This window comes from Pseudarthrobacter sulfonivorans (assembly GCF_014712225.1).
Classification (GTDB): Bacteria; Actinomycetota; Actinomycetes; order Actinomycetales; family Micrococcaceae; genus Arthrobacter; species Arthrobacter sulfonivorans.
In genome coordinates this window covers 50,938-71,088 of sequence record NZ_JACXBW010000014.1, presented here as the reverse complement: position 1 = coordinate 71,088, position 20,151 = coordinate 50,938, and the positions used below count along the sequence as shown (strand labels likewise).

16 protein-coding genes are annotated in these 20,151 nt (G+C 62.5%); 8 read left to right on the top strand and 8 right to left on the bottom strand.

The genetic code is table 11. From position 1 onward, the window contains the following. Nucleotides 1–2,229: 2,229 nt before the first annotated feature. The 8 genes from IAQ70_RS17130 to rpmH all read right to left on the bottom strand — a co-directional run bounded on the left by IAQ70_RS17130 (nt 2,230) and on the right by rpmH (nt 7,939). Nucleotides 2,230–3,522 (bottom strand): ParB/RepB/Spo0J family partition protein, encoded by a 1,293-nt coding sequence (locus tag IAQ70_RS17130; RefSeq protein WP_190990528.1) that lies wholly within the window; start codon nt 3,520–3,522, stop codon nt 2,230–2,232. Nucleotides 3,523–3,588: 66 nt separating this feature from the next. After that, a complete protein-coding gene (locus IAQ70_RS17125) occupies nt 3,589–4,653 on the bottom strand; it encodes a ParA family protein (protein ID WP_317983694.1) in 1,065 nt (354 codons plus the stop codon). 86 nt (nt 4,654–4,739) lie between these two features. Then, a complete protein-coding gene (gene rsmG, locus IAQ70_RS17120; protein WP_190990527.1) occupies nt 4,740–5,390 on the bottom strand; it encodes a 16S rRNA (guanine(527)-N(7))-methyltransferase RsmG in 651 nt (216 codons plus the stop codon). 21 nt (nt 5,391–5,411) lie between these two features. Next, a complete protein-coding gene (locus IAQ70_RS17115) occupies nt 5,412–5,978 on the bottom strand; it encodes a Jag family protein (RefSeq protein WP_190990526.1) in 567 nt (188 codons plus the stop codon). Continuing rightward, nucleotides 5,978–6,949 carry a membrane protein insertase YidC gene (gene yidC, locus IAQ70_RS17110; RefSeq protein WP_190990525.1) on the bottom strand — a complete coding sequence of 324 codons (972 nt, stop codon included), beginning with the start codon at nt 6,947–6,949 and terminating at the stop codon, nt 5,978–5,980. Before yidC ends, IAQ70_RS17115 begins: the two co-directional genes overlap by 1 nt. Nucleotides 6,950–6,965: 16 nt before the next feature. Then, nucleotides 6,966–7,358, bottom strand: a complete 393-nt coding sequence (gene yidD / locus IAQ70_RS17105; RefSeq protein ID WP_190990524.1) for a membrane protein insertion efficiency factor YidD — start codon at nt 7,356–7,358, stop codon at nt 6,966–6,968. After that, nucleotides 7,351–7,761 (bottom strand): ribonuclease P protein component, encoded by a 411-nt coding sequence (rnpA, locus tag IAQ70_RS17100; protein ID WP_190990523.1) that lies wholly within the window; start codon nt 7,759–7,761, stop codon nt 7,351–7,353. The genes yidD and rnpA overlap by 8 nt, the downstream gene beginning before the upstream one ends. A 40-nt stretch (nt 7,762–7,801) precedes the next feature. After that, a complete protein-coding gene (gene rpmH, locus IAQ70_RS17095) occupies nt 7,802–7,939 on the bottom strand; it encodes a 50S ribosomal protein L34 (protein WP_003800212.1) in 138 nt (45 codons plus the stop codon). A 468-nt stretch (nt 7,940–8,407) separates the two neighbouring features. Here rpmH and dnaA point away from each other — a divergent pair, with 468 nt between their 5' ends. The 8 genes from dnaA (at nt 8,408) to IAQ70_RS17055 (ending at nt 20,130) form a co-directional block, all read left to right on the top strand. Next, complete coding sequence (dnaA, locus tag IAQ70_RS17090; protein WP_190990522.1) at nt 8,408–9,829, top strand: chromosomal replication initiator protein DnaA; 1,422 nt, start codon at nt 8,408–8,410, stop codon at nt 9,827–9,829. Between the two features lie 528 nt (nt 9,830–10,357). After that, nucleotides 10,358–11,482, top strand: coding sequence for a DNA polymerase III subunit beta (dnaN, locus tag IAQ70_RS17085; RefSeq protein WP_190990521.1), 1,125 nt, complete (start codon nt 10,358–10,360; stop codon nt 11,480–11,482). 128 nt (nt 11,483–11,610) lie between these two features. After that, nucleotides 11,611–12,495 (top strand): phosphogluconate dehydrogenase (NAD(+)-dependent, decarboxylating), encoded by an 885-nt coding sequence (gnd, locus tag IAQ70_RS17080; RefSeq protein WP_190990520.1) that lies wholly within the window; start codon nt 11,611–11,613, stop codon nt 12,493–12,495. Nucleotides 12,496–12,540: 45 nt separating this feature from the next. Further along, nucleotides 12,541–13,758, top strand: coding sequence for a DNA replication/repair protein RecF (gene recF, locus IAQ70_RS17075; RefSeq protein WP_190990519.1), 1,218 nt, complete (start codon nt 12,541–12,543; stop codon nt 13,756–13,758). Then, nucleotides 13,751–14,308, top strand: coding sequence for a DUF721 domain-containing protein (locus tag IAQ70_RS17070; RefSeq protein WP_190990518.1), 558 nt, complete (start codon nt 13,751–13,753; stop codon nt 14,306–14,308). Before recF ends, IAQ70_RS17070 begins: the two co-directional genes overlap by 8 nt. A gap of 371 nt (nt 14,309–14,679) precedes the next feature. Next, nucleotides 14,680–16,770, top strand: coding sequence for a DNA topoisomerase (ATP-hydrolyzing) subunit B (gyrB, locus tag IAQ70_RS17065; protein WP_190990517.1), 2,091 nt, complete (start codon nt 14,680–14,682; stop codon nt 16,768–16,770). A gap of 58 nt (nt 16,771–16,828) precedes the next feature. After that, nucleotides 16,829–19,507: a DNA gyrase subunit A gene (gene gyrA / locus IAQ70_RS17060; protein ID WP_190990516.1), complete on the top strand. Its 2,679-nt coding sequence runs from the start codon at nt 16,829–16,831 to the stop codon at nt 19,505–19,507. Continuing rightward, entirely contained in the window at nt 19,504–20,130 is a 627-nt protein-coding gene (locus IAQ70_RS17055) for a DUF3566 domain-containing protein (protein WP_190990515.1), read from the top strand. The genes gyrA and IAQ70_RS17055 overlap by 4 nt, the downstream gene beginning before the upstream one ends. The last annotated feature ends 21 nt before the right edge of the window (nt 20,131–20,151 follow it).

Genomic DNA, 20,151 nt, shown 5'->3' with positions numbered 1-20,151 from the left:
TCCGGTAAACCGAGGCACCTATTGATGCTACGAGGCCAACATGCGCTGAGCCATCGGTTGGTCCAGGGCATGGGCACAGGCCAACAGAGACACAGCCCGGGGGAGCATCCAACACTGCCCGCTTCGCGATAAGTTGGGACCGCCGAACATGGATCCTACTAACCCACGGCCGAACTCCTACAGAGTTACGCTGGCCGGCACGGGGCCCACAGCCGTTATGTTGTACCAGGCAGCCGGCTTCTGCGGGTGTCATTCTATTCCTCCACATCGTCGATCTCCCCGATCTTCCGGGCTTCCATCATCACGGCCATCTGCGGTCCTCGAACCCGTTCCGCCTGGGCTAGCCATGCCTGCTGCAACACTGGCCGTCCGCTGAGTGCTCTCGTTCCGGACCGCATGGATCCGCGCGCAGGCGACTGCACTGGCGATGACACCAGTTGACAGCCACCGCCGGGCTCGCTCATTTGCCTGCTGTGGTAGTCCCAGGGCATGGAGCGACTTGGGAGCCGCAATAAACGGGTACGTACGGCAGAGTCACCCACAGCGGCTGTCCGCACGGCCGTCCTCCAGTTCTTCGTCCAACAGTCCTCATGCCACTTGGGCCATCCGTGTTTGCGCCTGCCGGGTTCTTGTCAGCGAAGAGGAAGCCGTCCAATGTTTGAATGGGGCAGCGAAGATACTGGGGCCGTCGGGACGCCTTGGCCCCGGAGTGGACCTTCTACGCCCCGTCCGCCCGCACACGGCACGCTGCGGTCCCGCTGCCGCCGCGGCCCCCATGTAGCCTCGTCGAACGCTCGCGATCGATGCGCGGGGGCGTCAAGTACACGGGAGCACGCACTCCGACGCAGCGTGAATACGCGGCCGTCTTCTGGCACCTGACTGGCTGAGCACCGCCCTGCGCACGCGATCGCACCCCCTATCAACTCACTCATGGCACTCTCAACCGATGCGGTTCCCCTGCGTCGGCTCGACGGTCTCTTCCTGTTTCACGTGAAACATTGCGGGGTTTGCTTCGGGCAGGCATGCCCGTGAGGCTGCCGGATGCATAAGACCCACGGCTGCCGGCAGTAGACGACGCATTTATCTGGTCACGGGGCTGATCGGCCGCTGGGTCCCAGGGGCGGTCCAATCGCAGGAATCGACCGGAGAAATCCGAGACGTCTCGGCAGCAGTAGGGCAAGTGACAGTAATCCCGACGCATCTCGGCACCGCTGACCAGACGCATCGGACATCCGGGTTTCAACTTTGGCAGCCGCTGTTCCATCTGCCGCGGTGTTGGCCGTTGCGACACTGGCCCAGGAGTCGCAGGCCCTGCGCCCCTGCGGTGGGCGGTTGAGGCGGCCCGCTGGAATGGAGGAATCTGGGGCGCTTCTAGGCTGATCAGAGCGGGGTCTGCGCTGCCACACTCAACCTTTGAGGTTTTCTAGACAGCGGGTGGCTGTGAATTCTCCCAGCTATCTGCTCCGAGGAGTCCCGTATACGGCGGGATGCGGCGGTATGCGGCAGCCCCTCCGCCAATGTTTCACGTGAAACTGCGCATTCCCGCCCTAGCTATTCCGGAACACCCGAGCATCTGAGCGGACGTCGAAACGACGTCGAGCTCAATGCCGTACGTCCTCGTACGGGGGATCGCCATTTCTGACCGACAGCAGCGGCAACCCATTCGCCGTTGCACAACAACACCTGGCGCGCTCAAAACCGGACATCCAGCCGGTCGCTGCGCTGACTCTCAGGCCCGATATATCGAATCATTGCAGAGCCGCATCCACCGACCGGGACCGCAGTTGAGTGCGTTTCTCTGCAAAGTGTCATGAGCGGCGAAGGGAAAAGGGAGCCCTGGAGTTGCAGAACGCGAGACCGTGCCTTCACATGGCTCAACTTCGCCATGCGAACATGTGCGAGATTCTGCTTGCGTACTCGAACCGGGGGACAACCCTAGGGCAATCCTTCTGGAGTCGACGACAGCCCCATCGGAATCCGCATGGACGCGACGACTGGCACTACGCCAGGGACAACCCCAGGTGCACCACACGCTCTTAACCGGCCGCCGCAGCGCGGAAACGGTCCGAACCGCCGTCCCGGCCACCTCCCCAACGCAATGTCCGTATGGCGAAGGGACCAGTTATGTGGAACGCACCCTATCGCAGCTCCATCTCACGGCACTTTAGAGACAAAGAAGAGGGCCTGTTTCAAGTGAAACAGGCCCTCCATAAAATACGATCAGACGGGTTAGTTCTCAGATCCAGGGGCAAGAACGTCCATGATCCGGTTCAGATCCTCAACGCTCGCGAATTCGATGCTCACGCGGCCCTTTCGGACGCCAAGGGAGATCTTCACATTGGTATCCAACCGGTCGGACAGAGATGAGGCCAAGTAGTCCAGCCGTTCGTGCCGGGCGCCGGGACGGGGGATGTTGTTCTTGGCCGGCTTGGTGGGATCCTGGTACAGCGTTACGGCCTCTTCGGTCGCCCGCACGGACATTCCCTCAGCCACAATCTTCTGTGCGAGGCGCTCCATGGCAGCAGCGTCCGGCAGGCCGAGCAGGGCACGGGCGTGACCGGCCGAGAGGACACTTGCCGCGACGCGGCGCTGAACCAAGGGCGGAAGCTTCAGTAGCCGGAGAGTATTGGAAACCTGCGGGCGGGAACGCCCAATACGATCAGCGAGCTGCTCGTGTGTGGTCCCAAAATCCTCGAGGAGTTGCTGGTAGGCGGCCGCCTCTTCCAAGGGGTTCAGCTGGCTGCGGTGCAGGTTCTCCAGGAGGGCATCCCGGAGCAGGTCATCATCAGTAGTATCGCGGACAATGGCAGGGATGGTTTCCAAGCCCGCGGCCTGCACCGCACGCCAGCGGCGCTCACCCATGACCAGTTCATAGGGCTCGCCACCCTTTTCGGTTGAAGTCCGCACCACAATTGGCTGGAGAACGCCGATTTCGCGAACCGAATGAATCAGCTCCGCCATGTCGTCCTCATCGAAGACCGAACGGGGCTGTTTGCGGTTCGGGTGGATGTCGGTGACCGGGATCTCGGCGAATCTGACGCCCGGGACCTCAACCAAATCGACGCCATTGTCCTCAGCAACGTTTTGCACTTCGGCAGAAGGAGCCGCGGCATCCTTGGCAGGCCCGACAGTATCGTCGGCCGACGCCGGAGCTACATCCCCGGACTTCACGGCTGCTCGGGTCTTCGCCGGAGCTTTGGCCGGAGCCTTCGCGGATGCAGGGCCCCCGGCCGGCTTGGTGCTTGGCTTCGCGGGGGAGGCGCCCTTCGGGGCAGCCTCATCGTTCGTCACCGCAACATCCCCGGCGGCTGACTGCTTCACCAAAGCCACGGGAGAACCCGTGGTCGAGGACAGAGTCGCCTCACCGGCACCGACGGAGGAGTCAACTTTTTTCCGGCCTTCCGGAAAGAACAGGTCCACGGGTCGCGACGCAGGTGCCCCGTTACCCGCCCCGTTGACAGCGGCGGAACTTGGAATGAGTGCGCCAAGACCGCGGCCCAGGCCGCGTCGCTTCTCGCTCATGGATAAATCCCTCCGATGGAAGAATCCGGCATTGCCGGACTCCGGTTGTTGCAGTTTTTGAAGATTCTAGCGCTCAGCGATTTCCGCTGCGGCTTCCAGGTAGGACAGGGCTCCACTGGAGGAAGGGTCGTACGTCATCACAGTCTGCTGGTAGCTCGGGGCCTCCGAGATACGCACCGAACGGGGAACCACGGCACCCAGGACTTGGTCCGGGAAGTGCTGGCGAACCTCTGCTGCGACCTGGGCCGCCAGGTTGGTACGGCCGTCGTACATTGTCAGGAGGATCGTCGAGACCACCAGATCAGCGTTCAGGTGCTTCTGGATCATCTCGATGTTCTTCAGGAGCTGACTGAGGCCTTCGAGGGCGTAATACTCGCACTGGATGGGGATCAGGACTTCACCGGCGGCACAGAAGGCGTTGACCGTCAGCAGGCCCAGGCTCGGCGGGCAGTCAATGAAGATGTAGTCAAGACGCTCCTCGCCGTTCTTGGCACGGGTCTTGGCGTAGACGTCGATGGCCCTGCGCAGCCGCTGCTCCCGCGCCACCAGGGAAACAAGCTCGATCTCGGCACCGGCCAGGTGAATGGTCGCAGGCGCACAGATCAGGTTGCTGATGTCCGGGCAGGGTGCCACAACATCGGCCAGGGGGAAGTCGTTGATCAGGACATCGTAGATGCTGTCCACATCGGCGTGGTGTTCCACGCCAAGGGCGGTGGAGGCGTTGCCCTGCGGGTCAATGTCGATAACCAGAACATTTAGGCCGGCAGCAGCAAGGGCCGCAGCAATGTTCACGGTAGTGGTTGTCTTACCCACTCCGCCCTTCTGGTTGGACACCGTGAAGACGCGGGTTTTGTCCGGTTTGGGCAGTTCCCTGCCTACGAGGCGCTCCCGACGTTTGGTCTCATGCGCAAGCTCACGGGCAATGGGGCTGGAGTCGTCCATCGTGTCGATGACGTTCATCTTGCCGCCCGACGTTTCACGTGAAACAGACGCAAAACTGGCAACGCCCGCAACCGGATTCGGATGATTCTCGCCGCGCACCGGTGCGGAACCCATGCCAGCCAAGGAACGTGCTGACCCCAAAGACACAAACGGGGGAATCCGTTGTGTGTGGGCTTCGCTACTGGTCACTGGGACACACTCACTCTCGTTCAGCTGTTGCTGCCGTTGTCTAGCCTAACCGCTTCGCCCTGCAGACCTAGGTTACCGGGCCAGGACTAGGCAATCTTTCGGGACTTGTTTACTACGATCCGCACCACAGTTGTGGGCTCTTCCAGCAGGCTTTCACCAACGGTGACCACGGACGTCTGCACGCCGCCAAGTTTACGGATCACTTTCGCGGCCTTTTCGATCTCTTCACCGGCGCTGCGGCCTTTGATCGCCACAACCTCACCCTTGCCCGCAAGCAGGGGAATCGTGAGGCCGGCCAGGTTACTCAGCGCGGAAACGGCCCGTGCCGTGACCACGTCTGCGTCCACCATGCCTACCGCCAGCTCCGCGCGTGTTCGCATCACCGTGACGTTGGTCAGGCCCAGATCATCCACCACCTCCTGGAGCCAGATAACCCGGCGCTCCAGGGGCTCGATCAAAGTGAGCTCCAGATCAGGCCTCGCAATAGCGAGGCACAGTCCCGGCAGCCCCGCACCGCTTCCGACGTCGGCGACGTGACTGCCGTGCGCGATCACGCTTTCGATGACAGCGCAGTTGAGTACGTGCCGGCTCCACAAACGCGGAATCTCACGCGGGCCGATGAGCCCGCGTTCCGTGCCCGACGTTGCGAGGTGTTCAACGTAGCGCCTCGCCAGGTCCAGGCGGTCGCCGAAGATCTTCTCCGCCGCCAGCAGTTCAGCTGCCGTGATATCAACCATGGTTAACGGTTCAGCAATTCTCTAGTCAGCGGATACAACAATGTGGCGGCCGGCGCCTTCGCCTTCGGACTCACTGACCAGTCCAAGGTCAGCAACGGCATCATGAACGATTTTGCGCTCGTAGGCGCTCATCGGTTCCAGAGCCACGGCGTTGCCGGTTTCCTTCACAGTTGCTGCGGCATCTTCAGCAATCTTCTGCAGATGGCCTGCACGCTGCTGACGGTAACCGTTGATGTCCAGGACCAGCCGCGAACGGTTTTCGGTCGCTGACAGCACCGAAAGCCGCGTCAGCTCCTGAAGGGCCTCAAGGACTTCTCCGTCCTCACCTACCAGGCTGTCGAGACTATCGGTCTCTTCCTCGGCGACGATGGAGATGTAGGTCCGTCCATTGCGTACCTCGATGTCAATATCACCGTCGATGTCTGCGATGTCGAGGAGTTCCTCCAGGTAATCTGCAGCGACGTCGCCCTCCTCTTCGAGGCGGCTCGCGGCAGTCCCTTTGGGGTTATCTTCGGTGTCCGTCGAGGCTTCGTCCTGATCGCCAATGATCTCGTCGGAAAGGGCGTTTTCGGTGCTTTCGGCTGACATTACTTCTTCTTCCTGTTCTTACGCTGGGGCTGGACGCGCTGTCCCTTTTGCTCGATAACCGCCGCGGCGGCAGCTGCTTCCGCTTCGGCGTCGGCCTTTTTTCCGCCCAGAATGGGCAGGGCCGGAAGGCCCTTGGCGGCCCGGCGTTCGGCGAGTGCCTTGGCAGCGGGGGATCCCGGCGTCGGCATGCGGCGGATCACGAAGAACTGCTGCGCCATGGTCCAGAGGTTGGTGGTGGTCCAGTAGATGAGGACACCGATGGGGAAGTTGATGCCGCCAACGCCGAACACAACGGGGAGGATGTAAAGCATCATCTTCTGCTGGCGCATGAACGGGCTGGCCATGGCCTCTTCGGACATGTTTTTCGCCATGATCTGCTTCTGCGTGATGAACTGCGAGGCCGTCATGGCCAGGATCATCACGATGCTGAGGACAACAACGGAGACATTGGTGGCACCGCCGTGCAGGAGCGCGGAGGACAACGGAGCCCCGAAGATGCTGGACTCGTCGAACTGGATGACCTGTTCCTGGCTCATCGCACCGATGCCCTTGCCCTGCGTCTTGGCAGAGCTGATGCCCGACAGCACCTGGAACAGGGCAAAGAAGAACGGCATCTGGATCAGCATGGGCAAGCAAGCGGAGAACGGGTTGGTGCCGTGCTTCTTGTACATGGCCATCTGTTCCTGCGCCATGGCCTGGCGGGAGAGCTGGTCAGTCTTGCCCTTGTACTTGTCCTGGAGTTTCTTCAAGTCCGGCTGCAGCAGCTGCATGCCGCGCTGCGCCTTGATCTGTTTGACGAACACAGGGATCAGCGCGGCACGGATCACCAGCACCAGGCCGATGATGGACAGCGTCCATGTCCAGCCGTTGGCCGCAGGCAGCCCAATGACTGTCAGGCCCTCATGGAATCCCACCATGATGACGGACACCAGCCACTTGAACGGAAACATGATTGTTTCAAAGAAGTCCATACGATATCCCTATTCGTCAGGCCGCAGCGCGGCCTTCTCCATCAGTCTGAGCAGCCAGGTACTTGTCCGGGTTGTTCAGGACAACAATTCTGGGGGTCCGGTTTTCGGGCCAACGGCGGTGGCCGGCGGGGACATGGTCCACTCCACCGGCGTTCCACGGATGGCAGCGCGCGAGGCGCCGGGCGGCTAGCCAGCTGCCCTTCACTGCCCCGTGGACCGTGATCGCCTCAAGGGCATAGGCCGAGCATGAAGGAAAGAAGCGGCATACCTGGCCGTACAAGGGTGAAATCACCTTGCGGTAGGCCATGAGCAGCAGGATAAGAATGTTTTTGGGCAGGTTCCAGATGACCCTGCCCGCAGCGGCAACTCCAGGAAGAATGTGGACGACGGCGGCAGTCACGTTATGCACGCTGTGTCCCTTCCTGTGTTGTACCGGTTGAACCGTCTACAGCAGCCCGCGGAAGGCGGCTGCCCAACCGGCTCGTGGTCGATTCCAGTGCAGAGTCGTAGTCCGCCAGCAATTGGTTCCAGCTGGCGGCCGCGGACGCAGGCAGTGCCCGGACCACTATGGCGAACCCGGTACCGTACTCGCGCAGCGAGCCGGCAGCGGCTTCTCTCAGTCTCCTCTTAACGCGGTTCCTGACCACAGCGTTCCCGACACCCTTGGAAACGATGAACCCGATCCGGCTGGGTTCGTCGGCAGCGATGGCTGCCGCATATAACACTACGTTCCGGCGTCCATTGCGGACACCGGAACGTACGGTTGTTGAAAAATCAGTTGCAGTCCTCAAACGGTTACGGGTGGCCAGCACCTTAAACTCGCAAAGAAATGTAAACCGACGAGTCAGTTATTTAGGCCGACAGTTCGGTGCGGCCCTTGCCACGACGGGCTGCCAGGATGGCACGGCCGGCACGGGTACGCATACGAAGGCGGAAGCCGTGCTTCTTGGCTCGACGGCGGTTATTCGGCTGAAAAGTCCGCTTGCTCACGTTAGTTACTCCAGTGGATCAAAGGTGCGCCCACCCGATCAGTATTTTGGGAAGAACTGGCCGACGCTAAGTTTTGTATATGCACGCTTCCCCCGGCTGCTCAAACGCACTGCGTTGGAGAGATTCAGATGGGGACAGAAAGCGTACACAAAGGACTTCACAACACTAGGGCAAACGGCCTGCCTGAGTCAAACCGACGGACCCGCCAGTGCCGGCCAGGGGCTGTGGCAAACGTGCCCCCACAGCCTGTGGATGAAGTGGCTCACAGGGGGCGTTTTAGAACCACACAGGTGTAATTATCCACAAGCTACTTCCCAGCTATCTTCTAGCGTTTTGATCCCCTAGAGTGGCCCAGTAGCCGATTATCCACGGACTGTGCATAACCCTGTGGATGAAGCTGAATCAGACTCCTGGTTCCGGACTCGGGCTGCAACGTAATGCAGGCACGCAAGTTTGAGGAACCGATTGATGACAGTAGACGAAGCCAACCACGCCAATACTGTCGGAAGTTCCTGGCGACGCGTGGTGAGCCTCCTCGAGCAGGACGACCGCGTTTCGCCGCGGCAGCGGGGTTTCGTTATCCTGGCGCAGGCACAGGGCCTGATCGGATCCACACTCCTGGTAGCGGTTCCCAATGAACTGACCCGCGAAGTCCTGCAGACCCAGGTGAAGGAAGCCCTGGACGACGCACTCCACAACGTTTTCTCCGAGGACATCCGCTGCGCCATCGACGTGGACACGGATCTCGTGCCCATCCACAAGGAGCCCGAACCCGTCGTCGAGCCTTCCTATTCGGCGGACCAGCTGATCGAGCAGAAGCCGCAGCCCATGCTGCCGAGCACGTCCCATGAATTCGGCCGACTGAATCCCAAGTACGTTTTCGACACTTTTGTGATCGGCTCATCCAACCGCTTTGCGCATGCGGCCGCCGTTGCCGTAGCCGAAGCCCCCGCCAAGGCCTACAACCCGCTGTTTATCTACGGTGACTCGGGTCTTGGCAAAACCCACCTCCTCCATGCGATCGGCCACTACGCCAGGCGCCTGTACAGCGGAATCCGCGTCCGCTACGTGAATTCCGAGGAGTTCACCAACGACTTCATCAACTCCATCCGCGACGATGAAGGCGCCAGCTTCAAGACCACGTACCGGAACGTGGACGTGCTGCTCATTGATGACATCCAGTTCCTGGCCGGCAAGGACCGCACCCTGGAGGAGTTCTTCCACACCTTCAATTCGCTGCACAACAACAACAAGCAGGTGGTCATCACCTCGGACCTGCCGCCCAAACAGCTCGCAGGTTTCGAGGACCGGATGAAGTCCCGCTTCGAGTGGGGCCTGCTGACCGACATCCAGCCGCCGGAACTGGAAACCCGAATCGCCATTCTGCGCAAGAAGGCCCTCAGCGAAGGTCTGTCCGCACCGGATGATGCCCTGGAGTACATCGCATCCAAGATCTCCAGCAATATCCGGGAACTCGAAGGTGCGCTGATCCGGGTCACGGCGTTCGCCAGCCTGAACCGCCAGCCCGTGGACGTTGCCCTCGCTGAGATGGTCCTGAAAGACCTCATCACCGACGACGGTGCCCAGGAAATCACGTCGAGCCAAATCCTGATCCAGACGGCTGATTACTTCAAGCTCACCATGGAAGAGCTCTGCAGCAAGTCCCGGACCCGGACCCTGGTTACCGCACGCCAGATTGCCATGTACCTCTGCCGTGAACTCACTGACATGTCGCTGCCGAAGATCGGCCAGGAACTGGGCGGCCGCGACCACACCACGGTGATCCACGCTGACCGCAAGATCCGTGAGCTGATGGCTGAGCGCCGTGTGATTTACAACCAGGTCACCGAACTGACTAACCGGATCAAACAGCAGCAGCGCGACTCCTGACCCGCCGCCTCTATACCTTATTAACAGGTGCATGTGGATAACCCTGTGGATACTTAAGGGGACAACCCCGCTTAATGGGCTTAAAACCCTTAAGGCGCCTGTGGATCAGCAAAAACCGAAAAATTGTTATCCCCATCCACAGCCTGTTTAAAACCTGGCTCGCCCACAATCGATGAACAGGGCTTAACCGCTGGATCCTGCGGCCGGATCGAGTTATCCACAGTTTCCACAGGGGTTATTAACACTACTAATCCCAAGAAATTGATTTCCCTCAAACAACAATCTCGATCCGCACCCCGAACCGACCCTGGCCCTGCGGCCCCGGATGGCCAGGCGGCAGGACCGGGGATGGGTTAATCCCCGCTCTTCCGGCTAAGCTGTCAGCAGCGCTCCCATCCTTGGGTTTCTCTGTGGTTCAGCACTCCGGGAACCATGCAGGTTCCGTGGTTGGAGCGCGATTACTTTTGGGCTCCGCTTGGGAGTTTCCGGTTCAGATATGGCAGCAGCAATGAAAGGCGGCACCCTTCCGTGAAGTTCAGAGTCGAACGGGACGTCCTGGCAGAAGCCGTCACCTGGACAGCCCGGTCGTTGTCTCCGCGGCCGCCGGTTCCCGTGCTTTCAGGTTTGCTCCTGAAGGCTGAAGCGGGCACGGTCAGCCTGTCGAGTTTCGACTACGAGACCTCGGCGAGGCTGGAAATTCCGGCTGACGTCAGGACCGAGGGCACCATCCTGGTCTCCGGCCGTCTCCTGGCAGACATCTGCCGCAGCCTTCCCTCCGCTCCGGTGGACGTGGAAACCGATGGCAACAAAGTCACGCTGACCTGCAGGCGCAGCAGTTTCCACCTGGCCACCATGCCTGAGGCTGAGTACCCGCCCCTGCCTGCCTTACCCGCCATCAGCGGTACCGTTCCGGGTGACTCTTTCTCACAGGCTGTATCCCAGGTCATCATCGCGGCCAGCAAGGATGACACCCTGCCCATCCTCACCGGTGTCCGCATGGAGATCGAAGACGATCTCATCACCCTCCTCGCGACGGACCGATACCGGCTCGCCATGCGCGAAGTCCCCTGGAAGCCGGCCACTCCCGGAATTTCCACCAGTGCCCTGGTGAAGGCAAAGACCCTCAACGAAGTAGCCAAAACCCTCGGCAACAGCGGCGATATCAACCTCGCCCTGGCTGACGATGACAGCCGCCTCATCGGCTTCGAAAGCGGCGGACGCACAACCACCTCACTCCTGGTGGACGGCGACTACCCCAAGATCCGCTCCCTGTTCCCGGACTCCACCCCCATCCACGCCACGGTGCAGACCCAGGAACTGGTCGAAGCGGTCCGGCGCGTGTCCCTCGTGGCTGAACGCAACACCCCGGTGCGCCTCGCCTTCACCGAAGGACTCCTGCACCTGGATGCCGGCACCGGCGAGGACGCCCAGGCCTCCGAAGAACTCGAGGCCCAGCTGTCCGGTGATGAAATCACTGTCGCCTTCAACCCCCACTACCTTGTGGAGGGCCTGGCCGTCATCGAGACCAAGTACGTCAGGTTCTCCTTCACCACGGCGCCGAAGCCGGCCATGATCACGGCCCAGGTGGACGCCGATGGTGAGGACCAGGACGACTACCGTTACCTGGTCATGCCCGTCCGCCTCCCCAACTAGTCCCCACCGCCACCCTCGCCTCGCAACCTCGGCCAGGGAACCCTGGCGGCGTGGGCCCAGACAGTGGTTGTCGTTCTGGGCCCCCCAAAACGACAACCGACACCCAATGCAGAAAGAGAACCCGCATCGTGCACATCGGACTGATCGGCCTTGGCAAAATGGGTTTCAACATGCGCGAACGGCTGCGCAAGGGCGGCATTGAGGTCACAGGCTTTGACCGCAACCCCGAGGTCACTGACGTTGCCTCCGTGGACGATCTGATCAAGGCCGTTCCGGCGCCGCGGCTCATCTGGGTCATGGTCCCGTCCGGCGGGATTACGGATGCGGTGATCACGGAGCTGGGCAACAAGCTCGACGCCGGCGACCTGGTGATCGACGGCGGCAACTCCCGTTTCACCGAGGACCAGAAACACGGTGCCGCACTTGCCGGGAAGGGCATCCGGTTTGCGGACTGCGGCGTTTCAGGCGGTGTCTGGGGCCTGCAGAACGGCTACGGACTGATGGCCGGCGGCGACGCCGCCGATATCGAGGACGCGCTGCCGGTTTTTGATGCCCTCCGCCCCGAAGGGGAACGGGCCGACAGCTTTGTCCACGTGGGCGGCATCGGCGCCGGCCATTACGCGAAAATGGTCCACAACGGCATTGAGTACGGCCTGATGCAGGCGTATGCCGAAGGCTACGAACTGCTGGCCGCCAAGGACATCGTGGATGACCTGCCCGGAACGTTCCGCGCGTGGCAAAAGGGCACCGTGGTCCGGTCCTGGCTGCTGGATCTCATGGTCAAAGCCCTGGAGGAGGATCCGGGACTGGCCTCCATCGACGACTACGTCGAGGATTCAGGCGAAGGCCGCTGGACCGTTGAGGAAGCCATCGCCAACGCCGTTCCGGCCCCTGCCATCACGGCCGCACTGTTCGCACGCTTCTCGTCCCGCGAGGACAACTCGCCCGCCATGAAGATGGTTTCCGCCCTGCGCCACCAATTCGGCGGGCATGCCACCCGTCCCGCCAAGTAGCCTCCACCCGGGACCCTGCGGGGTTCTCAGAATTATGAAGACCGCGTGTACCTAGAACACCTTTCCCTGACCGACTTCCGCAGCTACGCCCAGGTTGACCTTGCCCTCGGCCCCGGTGTCACCGTGCTGGTGGGGTCCAACGGAATCGGCAAAACCAACCTCATGGAGGCCATCGGCTACCTGGCCACGCTGAGCTCGCACCGGGTCAGTTCCGACGGTCCGCTGCTCCGCTTTGGCACGGACCGCTCACTCGTCCGTGCCCGCGTGGTCCGCGGTGGCCAGACCACGGTGCTGGAACTTGAAATCAATGCCAGCCGGGCCAACCGGGGCCGCATCAACCGCAGCAACCCGGTCAGGGCCAGGGATCTGCTGGGGATCTGCCAGACAGTGCTTTTCGCCCCGGAAGACCTGGCGCTGGTCAAGGGAGATCCCTCAAACCGCCGCCGCTTCCTTGACGAACTGCTGGTCAGCCTCATTCCGCGGCACGCCGCCACCCGCACGGACTATGACAGGGTCCTGAAACAGCGCAACGCGCTCCTCAAATCGGCCCGGGCCGGAAAATTCACCGCCGGCCATGAAGCCACCCTCGATGTGTGGGACCAGCACATGGCCCGTGCCGGCGCCGAGCTGCTGCACGCCAGACTGGAACTGGTCGAACGGCTGCGCCCACATCTGGCCAAGGCATATGCCCAGCTCACGGACGGCTCCAAGGAAGCCGGTGCGGTGTATCGGTCCACCCTCCAGAACCTGATGGACGACGACGGCGGTGCATCATTTGGTGTCAACGGTGGTTCCCCGGGGGCCGGGGCAGCAGTGTCCGGCTCTGCCGGAACGGAGGATCTCAGCCATCTCACCGTCGTGGAACTCACAGAGCGCTACGTCCAGGCTTTCGCAGGCTCACGCCGCAAGGAACTGGAGCGCGGAATCTCCCTCGTGGGACCGCACCGGGATGAGCTGGAACTGATCCTTGGCGAGGCACCCGCCAAGGGGTACGCCTCACACGGTGAAACCTGGTCGATGTGCCTGTCCCTGCGGCTCGCCTCCTACTATGTGATGCTCGATGACACCCGGACCGGCGGGTCTGCGCCAATCCTCATCCTTGACGACGTTTTTGCGGAGCTTGATGTGATGCGGCGGCGTAAACTGGCCGCAATAGTCTCCGGCGCGGAACAGGTCCTGGTGACCGCCGCCGTCGACGCCGATATCCCGGCCGAGCTGTCCGGCCGGCGGGTGAAGGTTATCCCGGGAGGTATCGATGAATAAGGACGAGAAGGGCGGGCTGCAGCCCGGCCGGGATCCTGACAACATTGATGCGCCGCAGGCTGCACTGAACCGGATGCGTGAGGCCGCCGCGGCGCGCGGGGAGATCCGCCGCAAAACGTCACCTCCCGGCGGGGCCGCCAAATCCAAACGCGGCATCAGGGACACCCGCGGTTTCAGCCAGTTCCATGCCACCGGGCGGGATCCCCTGGGGCTCGGCAAGGTGGTGGGACGCCTGGTGGCCGAACGCGGGTGGACCTCACCGGTGGCCGTGGGTTCGGTCATGGCGGAGTGGGCCACCCTGGTGGGCCCGGAAATCTCCGCGCATTGCACGCCTGAAAGTTTCACCGACACCACCCTGCACGTGCGCTGCGATTCGACCGCCTGGGCCACGCAGCTGAGGCTGCTGAGCCTCAGCCTGCTGGAAAAATTCCGCACCGAACTCGGCGACGGCGTGGTCACCAGCATCCAGGTGCTCGGACCGTCGGCGCCCAGCTGGCGCAAGGGCGGCCGCACCGTCAACGGCCGCGGGCCCCGCGATACCTACGGCTAACCGCCGTCGTCCGCTCTTGAATATTGGTCCGACGGCGTGTAGGGCGCTCTGACTGCCATGGGGCGTATAGGCACCCGGAGACGGGACCGCGAGGGCGCCCTAGGCGCGGTCAACGGCCTCACACGGGCACATCGGGAGTCGGCATGGCCTCCGGAATGCGGGGTTGCGGCCCATTTCACGGTAGAATCACAGCAGATAACTGGGCGCCGGCGAAACGTTGACTGTGTCCGTTTTCCGCGCGCACAGCAGGCGGAAAACGGTTCTGCAGGTCGACCCACTCGTCAGTGCCATCAGCTTGTGCCTGTTGGCGGCCTTTTTCCTTGGGAAAGTGGACGCCGGCCATCATCGAAAAAGAGGAGTCGACAGCACCTGTGGCTAACGACAATACAGATACCCAGGCAGTGGACCGCGCAGCGGAGGACGTCCTGACGCCCGATACGCCGGCGGAAGCCGTGAAACCCCGGGAATACGGCGCAAGCGACATTACCGTACTCGAAGGCCTGGAGGCCGTCCGGAAGCGCCCGGGCATGTATATCGGATCCACCGGACCGCGTGGCCTGCACCACCTGGTCTACGAAGTGGTGGACAACTCCGTCGACGAGGCACTGGCCGGGTACTGCACGCACATCGAGATTGTGCTGCAGGCCGACGGCGGCGTGAAGGTTGTTGACGATGGCCGCGGAATCCCCGTGGACATGCACCCCACCGAGCACAAGCCCACCGTTGAAGTGGTCATGACCATCCTGCACGCCGGCGGCAAGTTCGGCGGCGGCGGATACGCGGTCTCCGGCGGCCTTCACGGTGTGGGCATTTCCGTGGTCAACGCCCTCTCCAGCCGGGTGGACACCGAGGTCCGGCGCCAGGGCAACGTCTGGCGGATGTCCTTCGCCGACGGCGGCAAACCCCAGGGCGGCCTGGTCAAGGGTGAAGAAACCGCCGAGACCGGCACGTCCCAGACGTTCTACCCTGACGCGACCATTTTCGATTCCACCGAGTTCGATTTCGAGACGCTCCGTGCCCGCTTCCAGCAGATGGCGTTCCTGAACAAGGGCCTGCGCATTACCCTGACGGATGAACGCCCCGCTGCAGTGAAGTCCGACTCGGACGATGACCTCGACCTCGACGGCGTGGTCACCGAAGGCGAAGTCGCAGCCGATCACCGCACCGTGGTGTACCAGTACAACGACGGTCTGCTCGACTATGTGAAGCACCTGAACTCAGGCAAGAAGGTTGATGTTGTCCATGAGGACGTCATCGCCTTTGAAACCGAGGACAAGGACCGCAAGATTGCCTTGGAAATGGCCATGCAGTGGACCAGCGCGTACTCCGAAAGCGTCCACACCTACGCCAACACCATCAACACGCATGAGGGCGGCACCCACGAAGAGGGTTTCCGCGCCGCGATGACCTCGCTGATCAACCGCTATGCGCGGGAGAAGGGCATCATCAAGGAAAAGGATGACAACCTCACCGGTGATGACATCCGTGAAGGCCTGACCGCTGTCATCTCGGTCAAGCTGGCCGAGCCCCAGTTCGAGGGCCAGACCAAAACCAAGCTGGGCAACTCCGAGGTCAAGGGCTTTGTCCAGCGCGTCGTGACAGACGGCCTGGGCGACTGGCTGGAACGCAACCCCGGCCCCGCCCGCGACGTGATCCGCAAAGCCATTTCCGCGGCCCAGGCCCGGATGGCCGCCCGCAAGGCCCGCGACAACGCCCGCCGCAAGAGCCCGCTCGAGTCCTTCGGCATGCCGGGCAAACTGTCCGACTGCTCCTCGAAGGACCCCGCCCGCTGCGAGGTGTACATCGTGGAGGGTGACTCCGCCGGTGGTTCCGCCAAGCGTGGCCGCAACCCGGAAACCCAGGCCATCCTGCCGCTGCGCGGCAAGATCCTGAACGTGGAACGTGCCAGGCTGGACAAGGCCCTGGGCAACGCCGAAGTGCAGTCCATGATCACGGCGTTCGGTACCGGCATCGGCGAGGATTTCGATCTCAGCAAGCTGCGGTACCACAAGATCGTGCTGATGGCTGATGCCGACGTCGACGGCCAACACATCACGACGCTGCTGATGACGCTTCTGTTCCGCTACATGCGCCCGCTCATCGAAAACGGCTACGTGTACCTGGCGCAACCCCCGCTGTACCGGATCAAGTGGTCCAATGCCCCGCACGATTACGTCTTCAGCGACAAACAGCGGGACGCCAGGCTGGTTTCCGGCCAGGCCGCCGGCCGGCGTATCCCGAAGGACAACGGCATCCAGCGCTACAAGGGCCTCGGCGAGATGGACTACACCGAACTGTGGGACACCACCATGGACCCGGACAACCGGACCCTCCTGCAGGTGACCATGGACGATGCCCTGGCAGCGGACCAGGTGTTCTCCACTCTGATGGGTGAAGACGTGGAGTCCCGCCGAAACTTCATCCAGCAGAACGCCAAGGACGTCAGGTTCCTGGATATCTAGACGGTTTTCCGCCTGATATTCCCTAACCGACATATACCTGAAACGGAAAATATAAACGATGAGTGACGAGACACCCGAGAACCCGGCGGACTCCGCCGACCTTCCGGACACCGTACTTGAAGGCGATGTGCTGGTCGACCGTGTGGAACAGGTGGACCTGCAGACCGAAATGCAGCGGTCCTACCTGGACTACGCCATGGCGGTTATTGTCGGCCGTGCCCTGCCGGACGTGCGCGACGGACTGAAGCCCGTGCACCGCCGCGTCCTCTACGCAATGTTCGACGGCGGCTACCGCCCCGACCGTTCGTTCAACAAGTGTGCGCGCGTGGTCGGCGAGGTCATGGGCCAGTACCACCCCCATGGTGACACCGCGATCTACGATGCCCTGGTCCGCCTGATCCAGGACTGGACCATGCGGTACCCGCTGGCCCTGGGCCAGGGAAACTTCGGTTCGCCGGGCAACGACGGTGCCGCGGCGCCCCGTTACACCGAAACCAAAATGGCGCCGCTGGCCATGGAGATGGTCCGGGACATCGACGAGGAGACCGTCGATTTCCAGGACAACTACGACGGCAAGAACCAGGAACCCACCATCCTGCCGGCCCGTTTCCCCAACCTGCTCGTGAATGGTTCCTCGGGCATCGCCGTCGGCATGGCCACCAACATTCCGCCGCACAACCTCCGCGAGGTAGCCGAAGGTGTCCAGTGGTACCTCAGGAACCCGACGGCCACCCGGGAGGAGCTGCTCGAAGAGCTGCTGCTGCGCATCAAGGGACCGGACTTCCCGACCGGTGCAACCATCCTTGGCCACAAGGGCATTGAGGACGCTTACCGGACCGGCCGCGGGTCGGTCACCATGCGCGCCGTGGTCAATGTTGAGGAACTCCAGGGCCGCACCTGCCTGGTGGTCACGGAACTGCCGTACCAGGCCAACCCGGACAACCTGGCCATCAAGATCGCCGAGCTGGTCAAGGACGGCAAGGTCTCCGGCATCGCCGACCTCCGCGACGAAACCTCCGGCCGCACCGGCCAGCGTCTGGTCATTGTGCTCAAGCGCGACGCCGTGGCCAAGGTGGTGCTGAACAACCTTTACAAGCACACCGAACTGCAGAGCAACTTCTCGGCAAACATGCTGGCCATCGTGGACGGGGTTCCGCGCACGCTGAGCCTGGATGCGTTCATCCGCCACTGGGTCACACACCAGATGGACGTCATTGCGCGCCGCACCCGGTACCGCCTGCGCAAGGCCGAAGAAGAAGCACACATCCTGCGCGCGCTCCTGAAGGCGCTGGACATGCTGGACGAAGTCATCGCGCTGATCCGTGCGTCCAACACCACTGAAGCCGCACGCGACGGCCTGATGCAGCTGCTTGATATCGACGAGCTGCAGGCCCGGGCCATCCTTGACATGCAGCTGCGCCGCCTGGCCGCCCTGGAACGCCAGAAGATCCAGGACCGGCACGCTGAGCTTGAGGCCCTGATCGCCGAATACAACTCGATCCTTGCCTCCGAGGAGCGCCAGCGCGAAATCATCAGCACCGAGCTGGGCGAGATTGTGGCCAAGCATGGCGATGACCGCCGCACGAAGATCCTGATGGGCTTCGACGGCGACATGTCCATCGAGGACCTCATCCCCGAAGAGGAAATGGTTGTCACCATCACCCGCGGCGGCTACGTCAAGCGCACCCGCAGCGACAACTACCGTTCGCAGCAGCGTGGCGGCAAGGGCATCAAGGGTGCCCAGTTGCGCGGCGACGACGTGGTGGAGCACTTCTTTGTCACCACCACCCACCACTGGCTCCTCTTCTTCACCAACCTGGGCCGCGTCTACCGGGCCAAGGCCTACGAGCTGGTGGAAGCCGGCCGTGACGCCAAGGGGCAGCACGTTGCCAACCTGCTGGCCTTCCAGCCGGACGAACACATCGCGCAGGTCCTGGACCTCAAGGACTACCAGCAGTCCCCGTACCTGGTGCTCGCCACCAAGCGCGGCCTGGTCAAGAAGACCCGGCTGGAGGATTACGACACCAACCGTTCGGCCGGCGTCATCGCGATCAACCTGCGTGACGAGGACGAACTGGTTTCAGCCCAGCTGGTTTCGGAAACGGATGACCTCATGCTCGTCTCACGCATGGGCCAGTCCATCCGCTTCACCGCCACGGACGATGCGCTGCGCCCCATGGGCCGTGCGACGTCCGGCGTGACCGGCATGAAGTTCCGTGAGGACGATGAACTGTTGGCCGCGGACGTCGTCACGGACGGTTCGTTTGTCTTCATCGTCACTGAGGGCGGCTACGCCAAGCGGACCGCGGTGGAGGAGTACCGCCTGCAGGGCCGCGGCGGCCTGGGCATCAAGGTGGGCAAGTACCAGGAGGAACGCGGGCATCTCGTCGGTGCCTTGATTGTCCAGGAAGAGGACGAGGTCCTGGTGGTCATGGAAGGCGGCAAGGTGGTCCGTTCCTCCGTGGCCGGTGTGCCTGCCAAGGGCCGCGACACGATGGGTGTCATCTTCGCAAAACCGGACAAAAACGACCGCATCATCGAGGTGGCCCGGAACAGCGAACGTGGTCTCGAGGGCGAAGAATCCCTGGAGGATGACGTAACGTTGGCTGAAGACGGCGGGTCCCCCGAGGGAGCCGAAGAGTCAGCATCAGCACCAGAATCATCACCGGCTGTTGAGTCAGAGGACGCCTCCGGCGACGCTGAGCCGAACGAAGACTACACCGGAGGTAACGAGTGAGTAATCCCGACTCATATCCCAAGCCGAGCAGCACCGTCCCTGGCGGAGCACCCCCGCCCGCGGCCGCGCCCCGGGTGAACGCACCCGTTCGTCCGCAACAGCGGCCGGCAGCCCCTGCAGGCGCCCCGGGCCAACGTCCCGCCGCGCCCGGCCAGCGCCCCGTCCAGGGCCAGCCGGGTCAGCGTCCCGGTGTCGTCGGTCAGAGGCCCGCAGCTGCGCAGGGCCAGCCGGGCCTGGTCAAGCCCGCGCCGAAGGCCAAGGTCAGGCGTGCCCGCCTGCTGGTCAGCAAGGTGGATCCCTGGTCCGTCCTGAAGATGGCCTTCCTGCTGTCTGTGGCGCTGGGAATCGTCACCGTGGTGGCTGCCATCGTCCTCTGGACGGTCCTGGACCTCACGGGAATCTTCGACCAGGTGGACAGCCTCCTGGGCACCCTGGCCGGTTCCGAGGGCGGTGGCTTCGAACTCAAGAAGGTGGCGTCCCTGGGACAGGTGGCCTCATTTGCCACCATCATCGCCGTGGTGAACGTTGTCCTGCTGACGGCGCTGTCCATGCTGTCTGCGGTGCTTTACAACATCTCTGCCACCTTGGTGGGCGGCATTGGCGTGACCCTTACGGACGACTGAAATCCCATGATTTCGCCGGGA

Excerpts from the sequence above, each read along its gene's own strand:
- IAQ70_RS17130 (WP_190990528.1), bottom strand. The coding sequence starts at position 3,522 with ATGAGCGAGAAGCGACGCGGCCTGGGCCGCGGTCTTGGCGCACTCATT.
- IAQ70_RS17115 (WP_190990526.1), bottom strand. The coding sequence starts at position 5,978 with ATGTCAGCCGAAAGCACCGAAAACGCCCTTTCCGACGAGATCATTGGC.
- dnaA (WP_190990522.1), top strand. The coding sequence starts at position 8,408 with ATGACAGTAGACGAAGCCAACCACGCCAATACTGTCGGAAGTTCCTGG.
- IAQ70_RS17070 (WP_190990518.1), top strand. The coding sequence starts at position 13,751 with ATGAATAAGGACGAGAAGGGCGGGCTGCAGCCCGGCCGGGATCCTGAC.
- gyrA (WP_190990516.1), top strand. The coding sequence starts at position 16,829 with ATGAGTGACGAGACACCCGAGAACCCGGCGGACTCCGCCGACCTTCCG.
- yidC (WP_190990525.1), bottom strand. The coding sequence starts at position 6,949 with ATGGACTTCTTTGAAACAATCATGTTTCCGTTCAAGTGGCTGGTGTCC.
- rsmG (WP_190990527.1), bottom strand. The coding sequence starts at position 5,390 with ATGGTTGATATCACGGCAGCTGAACTGCTGGCGGCGGAGAAGATCTTC.